The sequence below is a fragment of the Bdellovibrio sp. GT3 genome, from assembly GCF_037996765.1.
Classification (GTDB): Bacteria; Bdellovibrionota; Bdellovibrionia; order Bdellovibrionales; family Bdellovibrionaceae; genus Bdellovibrio.
In genome coordinates this window covers 77,092-94,528 of record NZ_JBBNAD010000006.1, presented here as the reverse complement: position 1 = coordinate 94,528, position 17,437 = coordinate 77,092, and the positions used below count along the sequence as shown (strand labels likewise).

General features: G+C 47.1%; 16 protein-coding genes. 4 read left to right on the top strand and 12 right to left on the bottom strand.

Features of this window, described 5'->3' with window-relative positions:
• Positions 1–2: 2 nt before the first annotated feature.
• Both AAAA73_RS15810 and AAAA73_RS15805 read left to right on the top strand, forming a co-directional pair.
• The gene (locus AAAA73_RS15810; protein ID WP_340599461.1) at positions 3–260 is read left to right on the top strand and encodes a DUF5985 family protein; all 258 of its coding nucleotides are present in this window, start codon (positions 3–5) and stop codon (positions 258–260) included.
• Between the two features lies 1 nt (position 261).
• On the top strand, positions 262–528 hold the full coding sequence (locus AAAA73_RS15805; RefSeq protein WP_340599460.1) for a DUF5985 family protein: 267 nt from the start codon (positions 262–264) through the stop codon (positions 526–528).
• A gap of 36 nt (positions 529–564) precedes the next feature.
• Here AAAA73_RS15805 and AAAA73_RS15800 read toward each other — a convergent pair whose 3' ends face one another.
• The 5 genes from AAAA73_RS15800 to AAAA73_RS15780 all read right to left on the bottom strand — a co-directional run bounded on the left by AAAA73_RS15800 (position 565) and on the right by AAAA73_RS15780 (position 6,069).
• Positions 565–1,485, bottom strand: a complete 921-nt coding sequence (locus AAAA73_RS15800) for a S1 family peptidase (protein WP_340599459.1) — start codon at positions 1,483–1,485, stop codon at positions 565–567.
• A gap of 110 nt (positions 1,486–1,595) precedes the next feature.
• Complete coding sequence (gene kdsA, locus AAAA73_RS15795; RefSeq protein WP_340599458.1) at positions 1,596–2,450, bottom strand: 3-deoxy-8-phosphooctulonate synthase; 855 nt, start codon at positions 2,448–2,450, stop codon at positions 1,596–1,598.
• A 34-nt stretch (positions 2,451–2,484) separates the two neighbouring features.
• A complete protein-coding gene (locus AAAA73_RS15790; protein ID WP_340599457.1) occupies positions 2,485–4,827 on the bottom strand; it encodes a hypothetical protein in 2,343 nt (780 codons plus the stop codon).
• Positions 4,814–5,593: a hypothetical protein gene (locus AAAA73_RS15785; RefSeq protein WP_340599456.1), complete on the bottom strand. Its 780-nt coding sequence runs from the start codon at positions 5,591–5,593 to the stop codon at positions 4,814–4,816. Before AAAA73_RS15785 ends, AAAA73_RS15790 begins: the two co-directional genes overlap by 14 nt.
• On the bottom strand, positions 5,590–6,069 hold the full coding sequence (locus AAAA73_RS15780) for a hypothetical protein (protein ID WP_340599455.1): 480 nt from the start codon (positions 6,067–6,069) through the stop codon (positions 5,590–5,592). The genes AAAA73_RS15785 and AAAA73_RS15780 overlap by 4 nt, the downstream gene beginning before the upstream one ends.
• 61 nt (positions 6,070–6,130) lie before the next feature.
• Here AAAA73_RS15780 and AAAA73_RS15775 point away from each other — a divergent pair, with 61 nt between their 5' ends.
• Complete coding sequence (locus AAAA73_RS15775) at positions 6,131–8,389, top strand: fused MFS/spermidine synthase (RefSeq protein ID WP_340599454.1); 2,259 nt, start codon at positions 6,131–6,133, stop codon at positions 8,387–8,389.
• On the opposite strand, the gene AAAA73_RS15770 is transcribed toward AAAA73_RS15775, so the two are convergent.
• Genes AAAA73_RS15770 through AAAA73_RS15745 form a run of 6 tightly spaced genes read right to left on the bottom strand, consistent with a single transcriptional unit; the run spans position 8,386 to position 16,675 of the window.
• Positions 8,386–10,560, bottom strand: coding sequence for a hypothetical protein (locus AAAA73_RS15770; RefSeq protein ID WP_340599453.1), 2,175 nt, complete (start codon positions 10,558–10,560; stop codon positions 8,386–8,388). The two genes, AAAA73_RS15775 and AAAA73_RS15770, sit on opposite strands and share 4 nt — an antisense overlap.
• A 52-nt stretch (positions 10,561–10,612) precedes the next feature.
• Positions 10,613–11,440: a hypothetical protein gene (locus AAAA73_RS15765; RefSeq protein ID WP_340599452.1), complete on the bottom strand. Its 828-nt coding sequence runs from the start codon at positions 11,438–11,440 to the stop codon at positions 10,613–10,615.
• A 31-nt stretch (positions 11,441–11,471) separates the two neighbouring features.
• Positions 11,472–12,683 (bottom strand): hypothetical protein, encoded by a 1,212-nt coding sequence (locus AAAA73_RS15760; protein WP_340599451.1) that lies wholly within the window; start codon positions 12,681–12,683, stop codon positions 11,472–11,474.
• The gene (locus tag AAAA73_RS15755) at positions 12,680–13,729 is read right to left on the bottom strand and encodes a prepilin-type N-terminal cleavage/methylation domain-containing protein (RefSeq protein ID WP_340599450.1); all 1,050 of its coding nucleotides are present in this window, start codon (positions 13,727–13,729) and stop codon (positions 12,680–12,682) included. The genes AAAA73_RS15760 and AAAA73_RS15755 overlap by 4 nt, the downstream gene beginning before the upstream one ends.
• The gene (locus AAAA73_RS15750) at positions 13,693–14,166 is read right to left on the bottom strand and encodes a PilW family protein (RefSeq protein WP_340599449.1); all 474 of its coding nucleotides are present in this window, start codon (positions 14,164–14,166) and stop codon (positions 13,693–13,695) included. Before AAAA73_RS15750 ends, AAAA73_RS15755 begins: the two co-directional genes overlap by 37 nt.
• A 1-nt stretch (position 14,167) precedes the next feature.
• Entirely contained in the window at positions 14,168–16,675 is a 2,508-nt protein-coding gene (locus AAAA73_RS15745) for a hypothetical protein (RefSeq protein WP_340599448.1), read from the bottom strand.
• A gap of 228 nt (positions 16,676–16,903) precedes the next feature.
• Between AAAA73_RS15745 and AAAA73_RS15740 the strand changes: the two genes are divergently transcribed.
• Positions 16,904–17,101: a hypothetical protein gene (locus AAAA73_RS15740; RefSeq protein WP_340599447.1), complete on the top strand. Its 198-nt coding sequence runs from the start codon at positions 16,904–16,906 to the stop codon at positions 17,099–17,101.
• 20 nt (positions 17,102–17,121) lie between these two features.
• Here AAAA73_RS15740 and AAAA73_RS15735 read toward each other — a convergent pair whose 3' ends face one another.
• The gene (locus AAAA73_RS15735) at positions 17,122–17,403 is read right to left on the bottom strand and encodes a hypothetical protein (protein WP_340599446.1); all 282 of its coding nucleotides are present in this window, start codon (positions 17,401–17,403) and stop codon (positions 17,122–17,124) included.
• Between the last annotated feature and the right edge of the window lie 34 nt (positions 17,404–17,437).

The window sequence follows — 17,437 nt, the reverse complement described above, 5'->3', positions numbered from 1 at the left end:
TCGTGGCATTTTACGTTTACTTACTTTGTTCGGTTACCAGTTTTGGCTGTGCTGTTTTCCTGGGGCGGGCCTATTTTCGCAGCCGTTCCCGATTGTTGTTTTGGAGTAGTATCTGTTTTGTCGGCGTGGCTCTGAATAATATATTACTGTCGGTGGATTTCCTTTTGGGGCCCAGTTATGACCTCACAATGATTCGTGCCTGGTTGATTTTGGGCGGAATGGCGGCCATGGTTTATGGTTTGATTTGGGATACGGTGTAGAATGAGTCAGGAAATTGTAAAACAATTTATTTATGGCGCCGTGATGATGGCATCGCTGGTTTCCGGTTTGTTTTTTCTTAAATTCTGGAGAAAGACAGCGGATCGTTTCTTTGCGATGTTTGCCGCTTCATTTTTTATTCTGGCAGCGGAGAGATGGTTTCTGGTTTTCATGCCAACACAAGGGGAGGAAAATACCTGGATATTCTCCATGCGACTATTGGCTTTCTTGCTGATTATCACGGCCGTGGTCGATAAAAACCGAAAATAGAACATAAAAAAAGGCGGCTCTGAGGCCGCCTTTTGACTATTTAGCACCGAAAGATTTTGCGGTGTCTGTGATCCAAACTGCATAGTACAGAATGTTCATGTAAATGATATCGGTGTTGCAACCCAAGCCGCTGCGGCTGGTGACACCCCAAAGCTGGTATTCGTTACCAACCTGGATGTAAGCCGGACCACCAGAGTCTCCGGAGCAAGCCGCTTGACCGCCAGTTTGGTCCAAAACAACTTCACCTTCATTGGGCGTGTACTTGATTTTTACCTGCACAGCTTTAAGAATTGCAGGGCCGCTGATCTCTTCACGAACACAGCTTGTGGCTTTACGTGCATCGTCGTTGTCGCAGTAAACTTCGCCATTATTGATCATCTGTTGAAGATTTTTTTCTTTGCGCGGGTTGACTGGAATCACCTCAGCATAGTTCACACCGTAACCAGCAAGAATCGTCAAAGCGTCTCTTTTTAGTGCTGCGGGTTCAGTCAGGATTTTTGCTGGAGTATAGTCCTTTGGAGTTTCGCCTTCGTACATCATCAAACCGATGTCGTGTCCTGGGATTGCCATGTTGTCTTGGCTGCCAGCGAAATCTTCGTGAGCTTTCATTTTAACCACGCGGCGAACAGCTGGGTGAGTTCTGAAATTTTTACCAAGATTCAGGATGGATTCCATGTTCGGATGGAAAACTACATAGACCTCCGAAGTTTTTTCGCCGATGCAGTGAGCTGCAGTCAAAACCAGATTTCCTGGCAAAAGCGAACCCGTGCATGTGAAGCCGAAGTTGTTGTCGTAGATTCCTACCACACTGTGGGCCAGCGCAGAGTCCTCTTTAACCAACTGGCCGCCAATAATAGGCGTAGCAGACTTATTTGATACTAGTGTGGGTTCAACAGAAGCGCTGCAACCCACAGTGATGAAAGCAACAGCCAGTAAAAAGGCATTTAGAAGTTTCAACTCGTGTTCCTCGCAAATAAAAAAAAGTGTGGGGTCCTTTTATAGAACCACCACACATTTGCAAGAAAAATTAATCACCTGTAATGATTTTTTCGAGGCCGAGTTTTCAATTAGGATTCAGTATCCAAAATCGGGAATGATTTAACCAAATCGTCGATGGCTTTCATCTGCTGCAAGAACGCTTCAGCTTTCGCCAAAGGCAATGCAGAAGGGCCGTCACATTTTGCATTCGCTGGATCCGGGTGAGCTTCAATGAACAAGCCAGCAAGGCCCACAGCCAATCCCGCGCGGGAAAGCTCTGCGACCTGACCGCGGCGACCTGCAGAAGCCGCACCCATTGGATCGCGGAACTGAAGCGCGTGAGTTGCATCCAAAATAACGGGCGCACCTTTAGAAACTTTTTTCATGATATTAAAGCCCAGCGTGTCCACGACAAGATTGTCGTAACCAAAACATGAACCACGTTCACACAAGATCACTTTGTCGTTTCCACACTCTTCAATTTTTTCCACGATGTTGCCCATTTGGCTGGGGCTTAGGAACTGGGGTTTTTTGACGTTGATCACCGCACCTGTGCGAGCCATCGCTTCAACCAAGTCAGTTTGGCGCGCCAGGAACGCCGGCAATTGAATAACGTCAGCAACTTCAGAAACTGGTTTTGCCTGTGCGACTTCATGAACGTCCGTGATGATTTTTACGCCGAAAGTTTTTTTAAGTTCAGCAAAGATCTTAAGGCCTTCATCCATGCCCGGGCCGCGGTAGGAGTGGATAGAGGAACGGTTGGCCTTATCAAAGGAAGATTTAAACACGTACGGGATTTTAAGTTTGTCAGTGATTTTAACGAAGTGCTCGCACACTTGCATGGCAAGGTCACGGCTTTCCAGCACGTTCATACCTGCAAACAGGACGAATTGTTTGTCATTTGCTACTTCGATTTTGCCAAGTTTAACGGTTTTGTTTTGCATGGGCTGACTCTAGCATTCCAGCTCGCCCATGCAATCAGAAAAGCTCTGCGCAATCGCCTGGAGCTTCAACAAAGTGCCGATTGAACAGCCAACCCCGGATGCGGGAACACTTCTCTGGAGTGAGGGCTTCGCCGATCTTAAAGCGGGCGGCCACGGAGTCTTTGCGGGCGTTGTGCAGCCAGCCCGGTGGGTTTTGCGCAACCAGTACATCCATAAGGGGTTTGTCCAGGGTGTTCAAAGGGACGTCAGGATCGACGGCCTTCATGGGCACCTTTGGGAACTGTAAAGCCTGTAGAAAGGCATTGAATGTCAGCGGTGTGGTTTGCATCAGGCTCGCCAAGCTGTCGGGGTAGGTTTTAAACTTCAGGGGTGCAGCACCTTTGGAGCAAACCAGTGAATAAAACTCGATATTCAGCAAATACAAATCACATTGGGAAAACAGATCCTCTGAGGAACGAATCAAACTGTCCAAGGCCAAGGGTGATATTTCCCCATCCAGCCACTGGGCAAAAATTCCGTCGTCATGAAGGGCTGATGAAACGGCCTGTAAAGCTTCACGCGTCCATAGTTTCGCTGCAGCAAAATAAACCGGTGAAGGCACGTTGTTGTAAATAAGGTCGTACTTCTTTTTCGTCGTCCTTAGATAAGTCAATCCGTCGGCTTCGGTGAAAGTCACTTTGGGATTATGCAATAACTTATCGGCGACAAACTTAAGGCTGCCGGCAACTTTTAACATCGTCGGATCCAGGTCCACGATGTCGGTATGAGCAAAAAGCTGTTCCGCTCCCAAAGCCGTCGCGCCCGTGCCCATGCCGATCACCAGGGCATTATTAAAATTATTCACGTAAGCCAAAGGCGTCAGGCCCATCAAAGTATCAATCAAGGGGATCGGTTCCTGGTGCGGAAGGAAGACCGACGTGTGACCGTTCATGAACATTAGTGAGTACTGTCCAGCGAACTCTACAAAGTTAACCTGGCTGCTGTTGTGTTTGAAGGTCTGAACTTTGCTGATTTCCTGAGAATAGGAATACCACTGCGCAAAACCACGCATATTAAAGCTGCCCAAATCCCAGGAATATGTTCTTAACAGCCCCCAAGATAAGCCGCCCATGATCACAATCAGCGAACTGGTGATGATGCGGAGTTTGATGGTGCGAACTGCGAAAATCAGGCAGCACAGCCCCAGTAAAGCCCAGAGTTGAAAAATCCCCAACACTTCAAAAAGTATCGAAATGAAAACCAGAATGCCCAAGGCATTTCCCAAAGAATTGATGCTTAGATAAATTCCCAAGGGGATGTATTCATTTTCTTTTTTCACCAGTGGCAATAGGCTTCCGAAAAAGAAACCAAATGGAAAGATCAGCCCCAGGGTGAATACGGCGCGAATCATAAAGATGATGTACGGGGTGTTTTCAGGTGTCACAGAGGAGTGAAGTGCAGCTCCATCAAAGGTGCTTAATCCACAAACATCCAACATCCAGGCCCAAGCCACGGGCCAAGCTTGAGTCCAAACCAAAAGTGCAAAAATCAATATCGCCGATTTGCTTTTGAAATCTGTCCAGCTCAGCCATTGATAGCCTTTGCGCGTTTGAAACCACAAACTGGAGGCGGCCCAGCTCAGCAGCAATGCCGCCAAATACAAAGTGTAGTGAAAGGCCAGGGGCGCCAGTGTGGTTTGCACTTGTCGATAAAGAATCGACTGAATCACGCCGCTGATCACCGAAAACACAAAAAGGGACAGGAGTAGCTTTTTTGCTGAAGTCGAGAACAGCATTTCATTTGCAGAGCGGCTGATTGGTTGGATGCGGTCTTTGTCGCGAAACCACCAGTAAATACTCCAGAAGGCTTCAAGCAGCGTCAGGCCAATCAGGATTTGCGTGATGCCGACGGAAGAAAGTAAATCCAACTCCGTCCATATCAAGGCCCCGACCACCAACAGATGGAAATAAAAATAAACCTGATTGAAGCGTTTGGTGGAGGATCCAGTTTCGGTGCCGGTTCTTAAGAAATACAACGGAAGAATCATGGCCGAAACAAAGCTGATCAGAAAAAACAGGACAAAGCCCAGAATCAAACTTAGATGGGTGGCAGCCAATAAGGTTGTGTCGTTTAAATAGAACCCCAGCAGGGCGACGTTAAGTATCACCAGCGAGAGGTGACTGTTGGAAAGAGTGAACTTCCAGCGATCCGCAAAATAGCTGCCCAGGGAGGTGCCCAGGTAGGCCACTGCGATCAGGAAAAGTTGAATGAAAAAAAGACTGCCGAAAATTTGCGATAAAATTCTGGAAATAAGAACCTGGTACAGCAGCACAGGAATTCCGAACCAGAGGAGAAAAATCTTTTCAGAATTCGTTTTGAACCTATCAAGACTGAACATGTTTTTTCTCCAAAAGACCCGGTAGTGCGAACAAGTAAATAACTATCATGAAATGCAGGTAGTAGCGGTAATGGAAGACTTCCTCGATGCCGATATGAAACCCCAACAGAGCAATTAGCCAAATCCATCTAAGCAGGCGCGGTCCGGTCAGGATAAGGAAGGCTCCGCATTCCATAATAAGTATTGCCCATTGAAGAAATACGGCCAAGCTGTGGTTTTGAAGAATGACTTTTCCCAAATAAGATTCCATGTAGCCCATGGCGTGTACAAAAATTTGCAGAGTGGTGCCGTTGGGCCATGAAAGGCCTGAATAAAAAATCTTTTCCCAGCCGGCCAGGCAATAAAATGACAGCACCACGACAGCCGCTGCCTGATAAAAATATCGCTGTAGTAAACCCCATTCACGCAGGGTTAATAAGATTAGTAAAAGAGAAAACACCGATTGGCGGTGATCGCCGAAGGGTTCATTCTGTAAATACCAGGAGGTGCTGAGTATGAAAAACAACGATGAAACAATTGAAGACAACCGCGGAACCAATTTGAGCAACCATAGGGTCGCACTGACCAGAAAAATGCCCGTGCAAATTTGAAATGCCATTTTGTTTTCAATAAACGCTTCCGGTAAATAGCCGATCACCGAAACTGGCAGGATAGCACCTGCCGTTCGCCAAGGGATAAATAACTGATCCAAGCCTAGAAAAATGGAACACAGTAAGACCAAGCGGCGAAAGCCATCAAAGTAACGAATAGACGTTGGCCAAATCATATAACCGTTCCTCTACAGACCGGTGGTGCTGAATCGCTGTTTTCTGCGAGATGTTCATTGGACCACCAAAATAGGGAGTATTTAATGACTCCAAAATTCTGATCACTGCGCTGCCCCCAAATGGTTCTGATAAGACAAAACTCTTTAGGAATCTGATTTTGTTTGGACAGGGTGGAGAAGTGATTCTGTAACTGCTCTGTGGTTAGGATTTCACCCCAAGCGTAGACCGTGGCTGGGTGGCGCCCGACGTCGTAAGTGGGATCGCCGTCATAGTTGTTTTGCAATTGCAAACTGAGCAAGGGGATCTGTTCTCCTGTGGGCAGGCTTGCATGATAAGTTTCATACGTCGTCGGAGCATCCGCAAACAGGGGATACCGCTGAACAGGAAATAGTGGGCGTGTGAAGAAGCTGACCACAAATATCACGGCCAGAGTCATCAAAAGAATTAGTTCAGATTTTTTATTGAAAAATTCCATTGGTTTTAAGGCTAGACGATTGGTAGCATCTTTACAAGCATCTAAGGTGGAGGCATCAGGAATGTTCAGTCAGGGTATCACAGCAATGTTTTTGACGGGATTTTCTGGTTTGCTTTATCAAATTCTTTGGATCCGCGTTTTTTCAACTTTGTTGGGCGGAACCACATTGTCTATTTCCTGCGTGATTGCGCATTTCATGCTGGGACTTGGGCTCGGGACGGCATGGGCGCCCAAGTTGCTTCGACGATCATTTCGAAAAGAGATTCCCCTTTATTCCTATTGTGAATTTGCGATTGTCGTGGTTGTTTGCGCCAGTTTTGCGATTCTCACTGGAAACACAGAGTCAATCACGCATTGGTTGCGGGACTTTTCCGGTCCAAGTTTGATCTCCCATTTTTTACTGACGGGGATCTTTATTTTCCCGGCCACCTTTTTAATGGGGTTGTCGTTCCCGGTGATCAGTTACAAGTTTTCGGAAGCCAGTCAGCACCAATGGCTTTATGCCGTGAACTGTCTTGGCGGGGCCGTGGGGGCCTTATTGTCTTATACGGTTTTGATTTACTATGCGGGGCTTGGCAAGACCCTGGCTCTAGGGATTGGCTTGAACTTTCTGGCAGGTGTGATTTTCTTTCGACATAAATTTCAGAATTTCTCATCCGAGAAGACAGCAAATACTCCCAGCCATCAAATGGCAGCGGAGGGATTGTCTGCAAAAACCATTAAAATCTGGGCGGTTTGTTTAAGCGGACTCAGTGGTTTTTTCGTTCTAAGTCTGGAACAGTTGTGGTTTCGCCTGGCCTCATTGCTGTTAGGTGGGCGTGTCTACGTGCACAGTCTGGTTTTGGCGGTGCTTTTATTGTCGCTGTTTCTTGGTGCAGCGTTAAGTCCACGTTGGAAAGATTTGCCGGTGCGGAGTCAGGTTTCCCGATTGATCAATTTATTATTGCTCGCGGTATTTTCAGTGTGTGTGGGCTTTTTATTTTTTAATCACACCATGGGTTTGGCAGTTGATTTGGTAAGTCCGTACCACAAGAGTTTGCATTTTGTTTTTGCGGCGGCATTGTTGGTTTTGGCCATCGTGCCGGGTGTGATTTTAGGTTTGTGTTTCCCTTTGTCGCTGCGTTTGATTCAGGCTGGGGAGGTTTCTGCCTTGGCGCGCACGAAAAGTTTGTCCCGGGCAATTTATGTAAACACCTTCGCCTCGGTATTGGGGAGTCTGTTAGCTACTTATGTTCTGTTCAGATATCTTGGCACCGTGAACAGTTTGAAGTTTTTGTGCGCGGCACTTTTGATTTTGGCCCTTTTCGGTGCGGTTCAATTTACTCAAGGCGCGCGGCGCGGATTGACTGTGATTTTTGGGCTCGTACTTTTGGGCTTCGTTATATTGAAGCCGCTCAGTCTTAATTCCGCCGAGACAGTGTTGTTTGAAGCCGAAGATGAGTTCGGGTATTTATCCCTGGTTCAACTGAAGCCCTATCCCGCTCAGCCAGATTTAACTCGCTGGGCGATGTTCAATAATTTCAGCTCATTGGTGGCGCCATATGGTTTTGATAAAACAAAAGTGGTGCAAAAGAATCTGGCTTTGTATCCGGCCCTTTTTGCCAAGGATCTGAATAATGTCCTGGTCGTGGGGATGGGGTACGGACTTACCACGGAAGCCTTTGTACAGCTTCCAGTGCAACAAAATATCACCAGTGTTGAATTGCTGCCGTTGGTTTTGCGGGCGCAAAGTGAAATGACTTTTAAAAACAACGACTATCTGAAAGATCCAAGAGTGATAAATATCGCCGCCGACGGTCGTAGTTATGTCGCACTTTCTGGCAAAAAGTGGGATGTGCTGACTGTGAATGTGGATCCCTATGGAGTCGGCACAACGCATTTGATGTCAGCAGAGTTTTACAAAATCGTGACTCAGAATCTGGCGCCGGGCGGAGTCTATGCACAGTTGTTGTTTGGGTCCCAGCACTCCATTCAAGCCTTGATCAATACGGCTAAGCAGAGTTTTCCGTACTACAAGATTTTGCCGGGTTACGATTATGATGGAATTATCTTCCTGGGTAAAATGGAGCCATTTACATCGTGGGATGCGGCTCGTTGGGATCGGGCAGAAAAGCTGATGCCAAGCCGTTCCTGGGATCAGGATGGATTGAATACACCCAATGATTTCGATATTGCAGAGAAAGTGGCAAATAGTTGGATCGAGTACATCCGCCGTGAGGTCGGTGTGAATGATGCCATAGTCACGGATGATAATCTGTTGATTGAGAAAAGCCGAACATCCGCGACGGATTTGTTTCTTAATTATCCAAGGGACTACTAGGGCTCAGGTTGCCAGCAGCCGGAGGATTTCAAGTCAGAGGTGGTGTCTTGAAGGTGCTCACCTAAAAAATGTGGGTTCAAGGCCTGCACCATATTGCTGATGGAATTGGCTTCCAAAATACTCTCATCCAAAGTGTTCATGCGGACATCGTTGGTCGTGGGAATATCTCGATAGACCGTGAAGCAGGGGTCTTTGAAGGATTCCTTGTTAACAAGAGTATTCTGATAAAACTTAAGGTCTTCATTTTTAAGTAAATCAGAGATTCTGGTTTTTCTAAGTGCACGGGGAGTATTGTAGGCTATCACGATTGGATAGGGTATTTTCACAATATCAATATACTTAAAGTGCTTTTGCAGCGGAGCCAGGAATTCGTTTCGTTGTTTAATATCAATGACCGAGGCGATATCAAAGTAAGTCTGATAGACGCCCTGTGTTTTCAGGCATGATTTTGCCAAAGACAAAAACTCGTCCGTAAACAGTTTCCCGGCGTTAAAGTTCCCCGGATAGGTGGAGGTGTTGACGATCAGGTCGTAGGTTCCAGTCGGACAGGCTTTTAAGAAATTCATTCCATCTTGCAGGTGAAGCTGAATCCCAGGGCGAGTTGCCAGTTGGTTGTTTTCAAAAGAGAATAGGTTCAAGGTTTTGCGAACGGCGGGTGATATTTCGACCAGATCGGTGTTTGCGCTGATGGCCGCGACACCCCAGGAGGTTTGTCCGGAACCCACGCCGATAACCAGGGATTTATCGATTGCTCCTGGGAAATAGGGAGCTGCAATCAATCCCACCAGGTTTTCAGTGAATAAATTCAAGTCATGAGATGCATGGCCGTCGATGTAGTACATGCGCACCGGTTCATGGGGTGGGACGTTTGAGTATGTATTATGGATGGCGATGGACGAAAACGCTTCGGAGTGTATCGTCGTGGTGCTTGGAATTGATTGCGCGCGGATTTCTTTGGACAAGCGATTGCCAAGCAAAGAATCCGCCTGGCTATTTTTAAAAGCGAAAAAGGCCAGAATGGCCACGCCGGCCAAGGCAGTTGCAGTTTTAAAATAGCGATTTTCAAAATGCGCAAAAACCAGCGCGCAGGCACTGGCAATAACAATAGCCGTGGCAAAATAAGAATTGAACCAAAGCTGCGAAGACATCAATACGGCTGCCAGCATCCCCACCGTGTTGCCAGCGCTGGCAAGGATATTCAATAAGCTTGAAGACTCATCTATCGCCATGTCCTCGGAAATTTCTTCAGCGCCGCGAATGAACATCAGACTGGAAAACAAGACTGGCACGGTAAGGAATAGGGCCTGCACAAAACTAAGTGCGAAATAATTTGCAAGAGATCCATTCATCAAGTCCCGCAACCATACGGGCAAACTCGGAAAGAATAGCTGAATGATCAACAGAACACAGGCCCAAGCGATGAATAATACCGCACGAGGGACCGTCTTTGCCCATTTTTCAACGGCACCAGCAAAACTCATCCAAAAAAAGACAGCCATGGTGATCAGTGTGGCCTGCAGACGGAAGGCTTCAGTTAAGAAAGTCTGGGTTTTTACGGCCCAGAATATTTGATAATAGCTAAGTGTTGAGATCGCCACCACGGCGAAGATGCTGAGGCGATGCCTGGGTGCAAAGAATTTCTTCAGATGAAATTGCGGATTTGAAGTCAGATGGAAACGTTCTTTTTGAGCCAGGAGGTACAAAGCAATTCCCAGTGAGATCTGGGCTAAGCCCAGTGCTGCCAGCGCTGTCCGAATGGACAAACCGTGAGTGAAGTAAATTTCAAAGGCTAAAAGACCTGCAATTGCACCCAAGTGGTATAGAGAGTAAATCCAACGATAGCGAATTTGGCGCAAGTAATAGCTGTACAAAGGTAGCTGTGCCCCAAGGCAGAAGGCGGGAATAAGCAGACTTGCAATCAGCAAAGTGTCGGGTGGAGTTTTAAAAAACAGAAGTAAATTGTAAATGCCGGTTAAAACTTCCAGCAGGGGCAGGTGTTTGCGCAGTTTTGAAGAAAATAAATTACCAAGCGCCGAGCCGCAGATGAATAGCAGCGTCACCAGAATGAACGTGGTGTAAAGATCCCCCAAAGTCACCGACACGACTTTTTGGTATAGAACTTGTGCTGAAAGATTTAAAAGGCCCGAGAACAGGGCCAGCAGTAAAATCATTCTTCATCCGTAAAAAGAAGGCGCCCACTCGGGGGCGCCCTGTTTGTGAATTTTAGCGGCAATATGTTCCAGTGGAGCCTTTAACCAGTACCTTGCCGTTGTCGCATTGGTAGCTCGTGGAAGTTCTGGTACCCGTGGCATTCTTGGAGATTTGGTATGAGCTTGTAGTCGTAACACCGATGGCGTCACAAGTGCTTCCGCATCCAGGTTGCGATGCTGGCGGAGTACAAACAGATTTGTTGGAACTTACGTACACCGTCAAGTAGGCACGCCCGTCACAACGATAAACTTTGGAAGTCACACGGGTGCCCGTTGCGTTTTTACTGATTTGAACCTCAGTAGAGTTGGTGGCAACGAGCGTGTTACAGTTCGTGCAGTCGCCCGGAGTAGGGGTTGGTGTGGGTGTTGGTACAGGCGGCGGTGGAGGTGGTGCGGAAAGATCGCAGCTTGCCGCTGCTAAAGTTGCCACCCCATTGATACACTGAACCGTCAAAGTCCCGCCAATAACTTTTTGTTCATTTTTATTGGACATGGCTGGCTGTGGTTCTGTGCAATTAAAGTTTTTGGTTTCGCCATGAGCCAACGGCGGTACCGCCAGGCGGGATTTTGCAGCTCCCACTGAGGCATCATCAAAGATGGTGCTCATCATGATGAAGGCATCACGGCAAGGGGTTCCATCGCTTCCCAAGTTGACGGGGGCGCTGACGCTTCCTCTGTTATCCGTTCTAGGGCTCTTATCCGTCGGAGAGTCCTTCTTAAAGCGGTACTCCCAGCGGTTGCCATTGCTGCCAGGTCTTGAAAACCCGGTTTCGGAAATGACTGCGATCGTAAACAAGAGCAAAACGCCAGTTGCTAATTTCAGTTGAGTTTGCCTTTTCATGGAATCCTCCCAAAAAAAAATGCTATCTCAATTAAGGAACAATTTTAAGAAAAATATCCCAGACGCGCCCTTTCTTTTCTTCGCCCTTTTTATCCTTGTAGGTGAACTCGCCCGGTCCTACAAGTCGCGCGTTAGGGCCCAGATCCTGGGTCGCATCCGTATATTTCACGGAAATCGACTCAACACCCAGTTGTTTGAGGGTTTTAAGCTCTTTGGCGGAGCTTTTACCATCGTGATTGCTGTCTTTCCAAAGTCGCAGTTTTGCGAAGACCGGATCTTTGGAGTCAATCAAGCCATCTTTATTGAAGTCATAGACTTCAAGGTTTTTGAAGCCGTCCTGGAAGTTGTTAATGTCGCCAAAGAGTTCGTGACCACCGTCGACTTTTTTGTTTCCATTTTGATCATGGACCAGGAAGTACATCTCGTCATCAAATGTCGGCCAGGAGATCTTTCTTCCGTTTTGGTTGGCTATAAGAGGAAACTTGGAGGTCTTTTCAACCTTCGGCAGTTCATCATCAAATTTTAAAACCAACGGGGAGAAGTAACCACCACAGAAAGAGGTTTCACCCGGAAAGGCTGCCAGCATGGTCAGGGATTTTCCGTTTTCAGAAGCATACCAGTTGCTGGCGGCGGTAATGGGGCCATCAAAAGCCATGTAGCGGCGCTCGCTATTGCTGTTGGTAACTTTTTGCGCAAAGGTGATGCCGCTGAGGAAGTCCGATTTGACATCCAGTGCATCCAATTTAGTGAAATTAGTACCTGTTGCCAGGACATCCACAGGGATGGTTTTGGCACCTTCCAGGTTAATGCGGATTAAATTTCCCTTTAAGCGTGCACGCAAGCGCGTGCTGGTATTGTTGTCCAGGACAGTCGCATTGGTTAAATCCACATCGGTACTGGCGGAGGTCCGCATGGTTGCAGTTGCCGGGAAAGTGATATCGAGTTTTCTTTTACCACCGGCAGCCGTTAGATAATACAAGGTCGCCGTGATATCTGATTGCTCAGAAATTGGATTTGGAACGGCACGAAGATTTGTACCAAAACAGCTGACGTAAATATCCAAAGTGGTTACGTCCGAGTTTGACCCGTTCATCACAAGCTGTGAATCCAGAACGACGTCGTTCATATTAGGCCCGGTAAAAGGCAGAACGCTGGTCGTTGAGGACTTCTTGGTTTGCGCTTGCAAGGAAAGCGGAACCACTAAACTGGCGGCGATGATAAGTTTCAAGTTCATATTTTTCATCGTTTCACCTCAAGACTGATAATAGGGAGGGTGATCGCTTTTCTTACAAATTTAACTTCGCTTACGCCGGATAACAGCATATTGACGTCTTTATATTGACCATTTGTCAGTTCCTGAAGCCATAGCTCCGACTTGTTTGTCACCGAGTTTACACGTAATTCAAATCGTACCATAGTCACAGGTTCAATTTTGACAAAAGGTGCAGCTCCACCCACAGCGGGCAGTGTGCGCATGAATCCATCAACGTTTGTATAGTTGGCCAGGGTGATTGGGTGAGAATTAATGATGTTCACTTTGGACTCTGCATTTGACAGCAGTCCAAGGTCACTGCCGCTTACTTTTCCAAGGTAAGAAGCAAAACGGGGAGCAGTCATGATGCTGATCGAACCACCGACAATGGGGCGCAAATAAGTAGGGCAGCTTAACATAAATAGCTTTCCTGGGGCCCAGCGCGTTTGAAAAATCTGAGTCATGGAGCCATTCGGAGATGAACCCGTTGTGCCCTTTAAATCCGGGATGGAATTCAATCCCACATATTGAACTGTTCCGTTCAGCAGTTGGTTGGCTGGTACTGAGGATTGTCGGTAGGCGAACATCGGATCGAAAATGACCGAGTCAAATTCAGCCTCTTCCGACTGAAGCAAATAGAAATAGCGGTTGGCCTGACCCGGCGTCATAGTGAAAGATCTTTGCGCAGAATTCTTCGCCTGATCCTCGATAGTGGAGTAGGGAACGTCAGGATAATAGTCAAAGAAGTTGCGATTATTATCGTCGCGTAAATCAACTTTATTGAAGCTGGCCGCTGATTTTTTCAGAATATTCACTGTGGCAATATTCAAAACAGACAACTCGGTGTCGCCTTCAGATGCGGAGTTAATGCGTTTTAATTGATTGGTGAAATCAAACAGGAACGTGGCATTGCCCAAGGCGACCACGCCCACAAGTGCCAAAACCACCAGGAGTTCCGTGATGGTCATGCCCTTTGCATTTTGCAGGGGATTTTTACTTTTTACTTCACTGTGATGAAGTAGGTGTATTGTTTCCACCGTTCCTCCTGCTTACCAATGACTCTTTTATCTGCGGGCAGGGCGACCCTCAGGTCGACCTGATATAAATTTCTAACAAATAAACTTGGTACGATGACGTAGCCAAAATAGGCCTGGCAAGGATCCTTTTTGAAGCATTCTGATTTCGGGATCATGGTCCCGTAGGAAAGCCCAAAGGGCAAAACATCCCTTTTCAAAAGAGCTTCCTCTTTAGCCATGTTGGTTTCAAAAGACACCTGATACAGGGACAGATTGAAACGAATGCTTTCCACAATAGCCTGAACGTTGTCGTTCGAGGCGCGAGTAAGTCGCATTTGCGCCGAAAGATTGGAAATATAAGTGATGTAGGAATAAGTGGCATAGCTGACGATCACGCCCACCACGATAGCTGCCAAAAGTTCAATCATTGAAAAACCGCGGTTGTTGTTCAGTTTCATCCTACAACCCCTTTCCGCGGCTGACTTCCTTGATTAGGAAGCGCTTCGATTGTTTTTTGCATTTAACCAAAGTATCACGGGCATTTACGATACCGCAGTCTGGATCAACCGTGGTCCACTTGAATGGATCTGCTTTACGCAGGCTCACAGGGTTGCACACCCAGTGCGCGTAACGGTCAGAAATACCAATGTTGGCCTGCCATAGCGGTGCCAGTGTCCCAGGTGCGCAACTCATCAAGGCACCTGCTTTATCCCGACCCAAAATGCCGGCATTAATAAGCTCCTGCGTTGCCTGCGGGTGGTAGATGCTGCTCCAACGGATGCCGGCATTGAATGCCGAAGGATCAATAATCAACTGATTGGTGATCACAGTTCCAATGATACGCAGTGGTTTTGAGCGCGCCATAATTCGGAATGTTTCACACGCAAACATTCCCGCAATAAGTGTTGCATCAGGATCAATGCGGCATTCTCTGACCAGCGAGTGTGTTGTAAATGTCGAGCTGGTGCCGTATGTCCAGACACCTTCATAGTATCCTGGCGTTGTTCGGGTCGACCAGTCCGCATTGAACATCCACGCATTGCGCGCCTGGCGGGCGAATGATGTGTCCCAAGTTGCAGCAGGGAAGGCTGAAAAATCCGCATTGGAATTTCCTGGTTCCGGCGTTGCAAAACAGCGGTCATCGAATTCTGCCAGATTTTCCGGAGTGTCTTTTGGTACATGCAAACCAATGTATTCTGAAGTAATTGGGAAAGAGTAGTTCGCCGAGGCTTCAAGGCCTGAATTCGTCTGCCATTTGTTAAAGTTCACACCCAGATTGTTGGTGTTGGCCACCAGAACCATATCGGCGCCAGAACGTGTGAAAGTCACACCGTTGGTTTTGTTTTTGAAGTATGGCGTACCACCGGGAGGTCGCAGATTGGTTCCATTTAGATAACCGTAATCGTAGGCCTCAAATACAAACTTCACAGAAGGGGATGAGTTGAACAAAACACTTCCATTGGTTTTATAAGGAGCTATGTCCAAGGAGCCGTTAAACTCAACAGTCATATCGACTTGATTGAACTGAGTGCGTCCCGAAACCACCAAAGGAGCGGTTCTGATGGTGATCGAAGAACCCGCTGTTCCCGTTGGGTACAGCGTTACCGTGCCTTCACGGTGTACGTAGAAGTCAGTGATATAGGCACCACGCGCACCTCCCGGTGCTTGAAGACCGTTGTAGTACACGCGGGCTTTCATGATCGGAGTTCCCGCCGTTGTCGAGGCGTTTGACATAGCAGCCGTAGCTACGTTTGGCACTGTCGTGATTGCTTCGTATCCATTGATAGTGGCTTGCTCGACAAAGTTATCCACGTTGCCGACATTGAAGCTTAATTGCGCGCGATTCGCCGAAGCTGAGTTGGCGCGAGCCCAAAGCTGTGAAGGGTTCGTGATCAAAAGATCGTAGGAAGCCATCAAGCGGGCGCGACACAGAACCTGTGAATTGAAGCTGTTTGTGTCGCCGGGAGCGATGTTATAAAGGAAATCCAAACCTGTATCGCGACCTGGATCCAGTTCATATCCACCCAGAAGTCCCGCAAAGTTCGGCAGCTCATAGTTAAACATGGAGCCTTCACCACCGGCAGTTTTAACCATGAAAGGCTGATTGTCCTGCATGATTTTCCCGCCGCCCAATACCACCTTATCCACGAAGGTCACGTTTTTCATGGCAGGGCGAAGTCCAGAGGCTGGCAGATGCATATCACCGTTGACGAAAACCGGGCTTTCGAATCTTAAACCGGGGCTTGATCCAATAGGTGCGGAATTGATGCGATTATTGCCGCTGCTTGCGCTGCTGGCTTTTGTATTCAGATATAAATCATTTGCTAAAATCAACGAGAAGTAGCTGAGCTCGCGTGGATAGACGATGTTTTTTGAAACCAGTGTTTCATCATACTGTCTTTCAGATTTGTGTTTCAGGAAGATCGTGACTTTCAACGGAACTTCCTTACCACGAACGGCAGAGATCGCCGTTGCATCACGCTCGATTGTAAAGGTGGCTTGGGAGTATTCTTCCTTAAGTGGTCTTACGACAGAATAGAGAGGATGCGACTCTGTGAAATTGCTCAATTGAACAGTTGTCGAAATCGATTTCAAACGTGTTGAAGACAGTGGTTCCGGATGTGGAGTGCCAGAGTTGCGGATGAATAGAAGTGTTTCGTCCGATAGCAAAAGTCGTTGAGTGTTGCGTGGGTGATTCATGGTGCAGTTCAGTTCCTCAACCCAAGTCGAGGACAAGCACCAGCTTTGTTTCACAGCATTGACGGTGTAGGCATACAAACCATCCATCACGATGCGGCGATCTGTCTTGTTCGCCGAGCGAGCCATCATTTTTGCTTGAGTTTCAATATAGGCAATGGAGGCGAAGAACATGATACATACGATCACGCCACTTATGATCGCCATAAGTAGAACGGAGCCCTGTTGCGAGCGCAACAACTGCTTATGAAACGTACTTTGATGGTTCAAACAATCCCCTTTGTTCTATCTATTTATCGGTTAAACGAACGTTTTCTTTGAGTGAATAGGAGTCAGTATTGTGCGGTTTTTGACTGCGAATGGCTCAGATTGAGACATAATAATTCGATTTCGACAATTGCCACATCAAGATTGCCATTTCGTATAGCAAACCTCGCCCATCGTGACGGTTTCAGCAATGAGTATTCTTGGTAAATTGGAAGGGCACGGAGGTGTAAAATGTCTCGACATAATAAAGGCAGAGGATTTAGCCAGACCAGCAAACGTTATGATGGAAGTATTAAAGAGCAAAGGCGGGCCGCCCATAATAAACAGGCGGATCATTCAGCAGATCCACATGCGGAAGAGTCTGCTTCCAGTGAAAGCGAAAATCGTGAGTCTTCACAAAAAGGATCTCACTCAGAAAGTCGCAAATAAGACTGCCGCGTTTAGTGAATTCAAGAACCCTTGGCTTTGCCAGGGTTCTTTTTTGTTTTGGATTTTTTAGAGGTTTTGCTTTTTTTACTTTTCTTGCCCTTTTTGCGGGACTTTTTAGAACCATATTTTTGCTGAGCTTCTTTGCGAATAGCTGCATTTTCCTGAATATAAGGCAGCATGCCTTGATAGCCTGTGATGGGTTCTTGTTGAGATGCTTCCGGAAGTTCTTCTTGTCCCCAAGCCAACGGGGAGATCATGAATGTGAGAATCACGCTGAAAGTGACAAGATGTTTTATGTTCATCCGCAAACTTTAGCGTGATTCTTTATCAACCTCA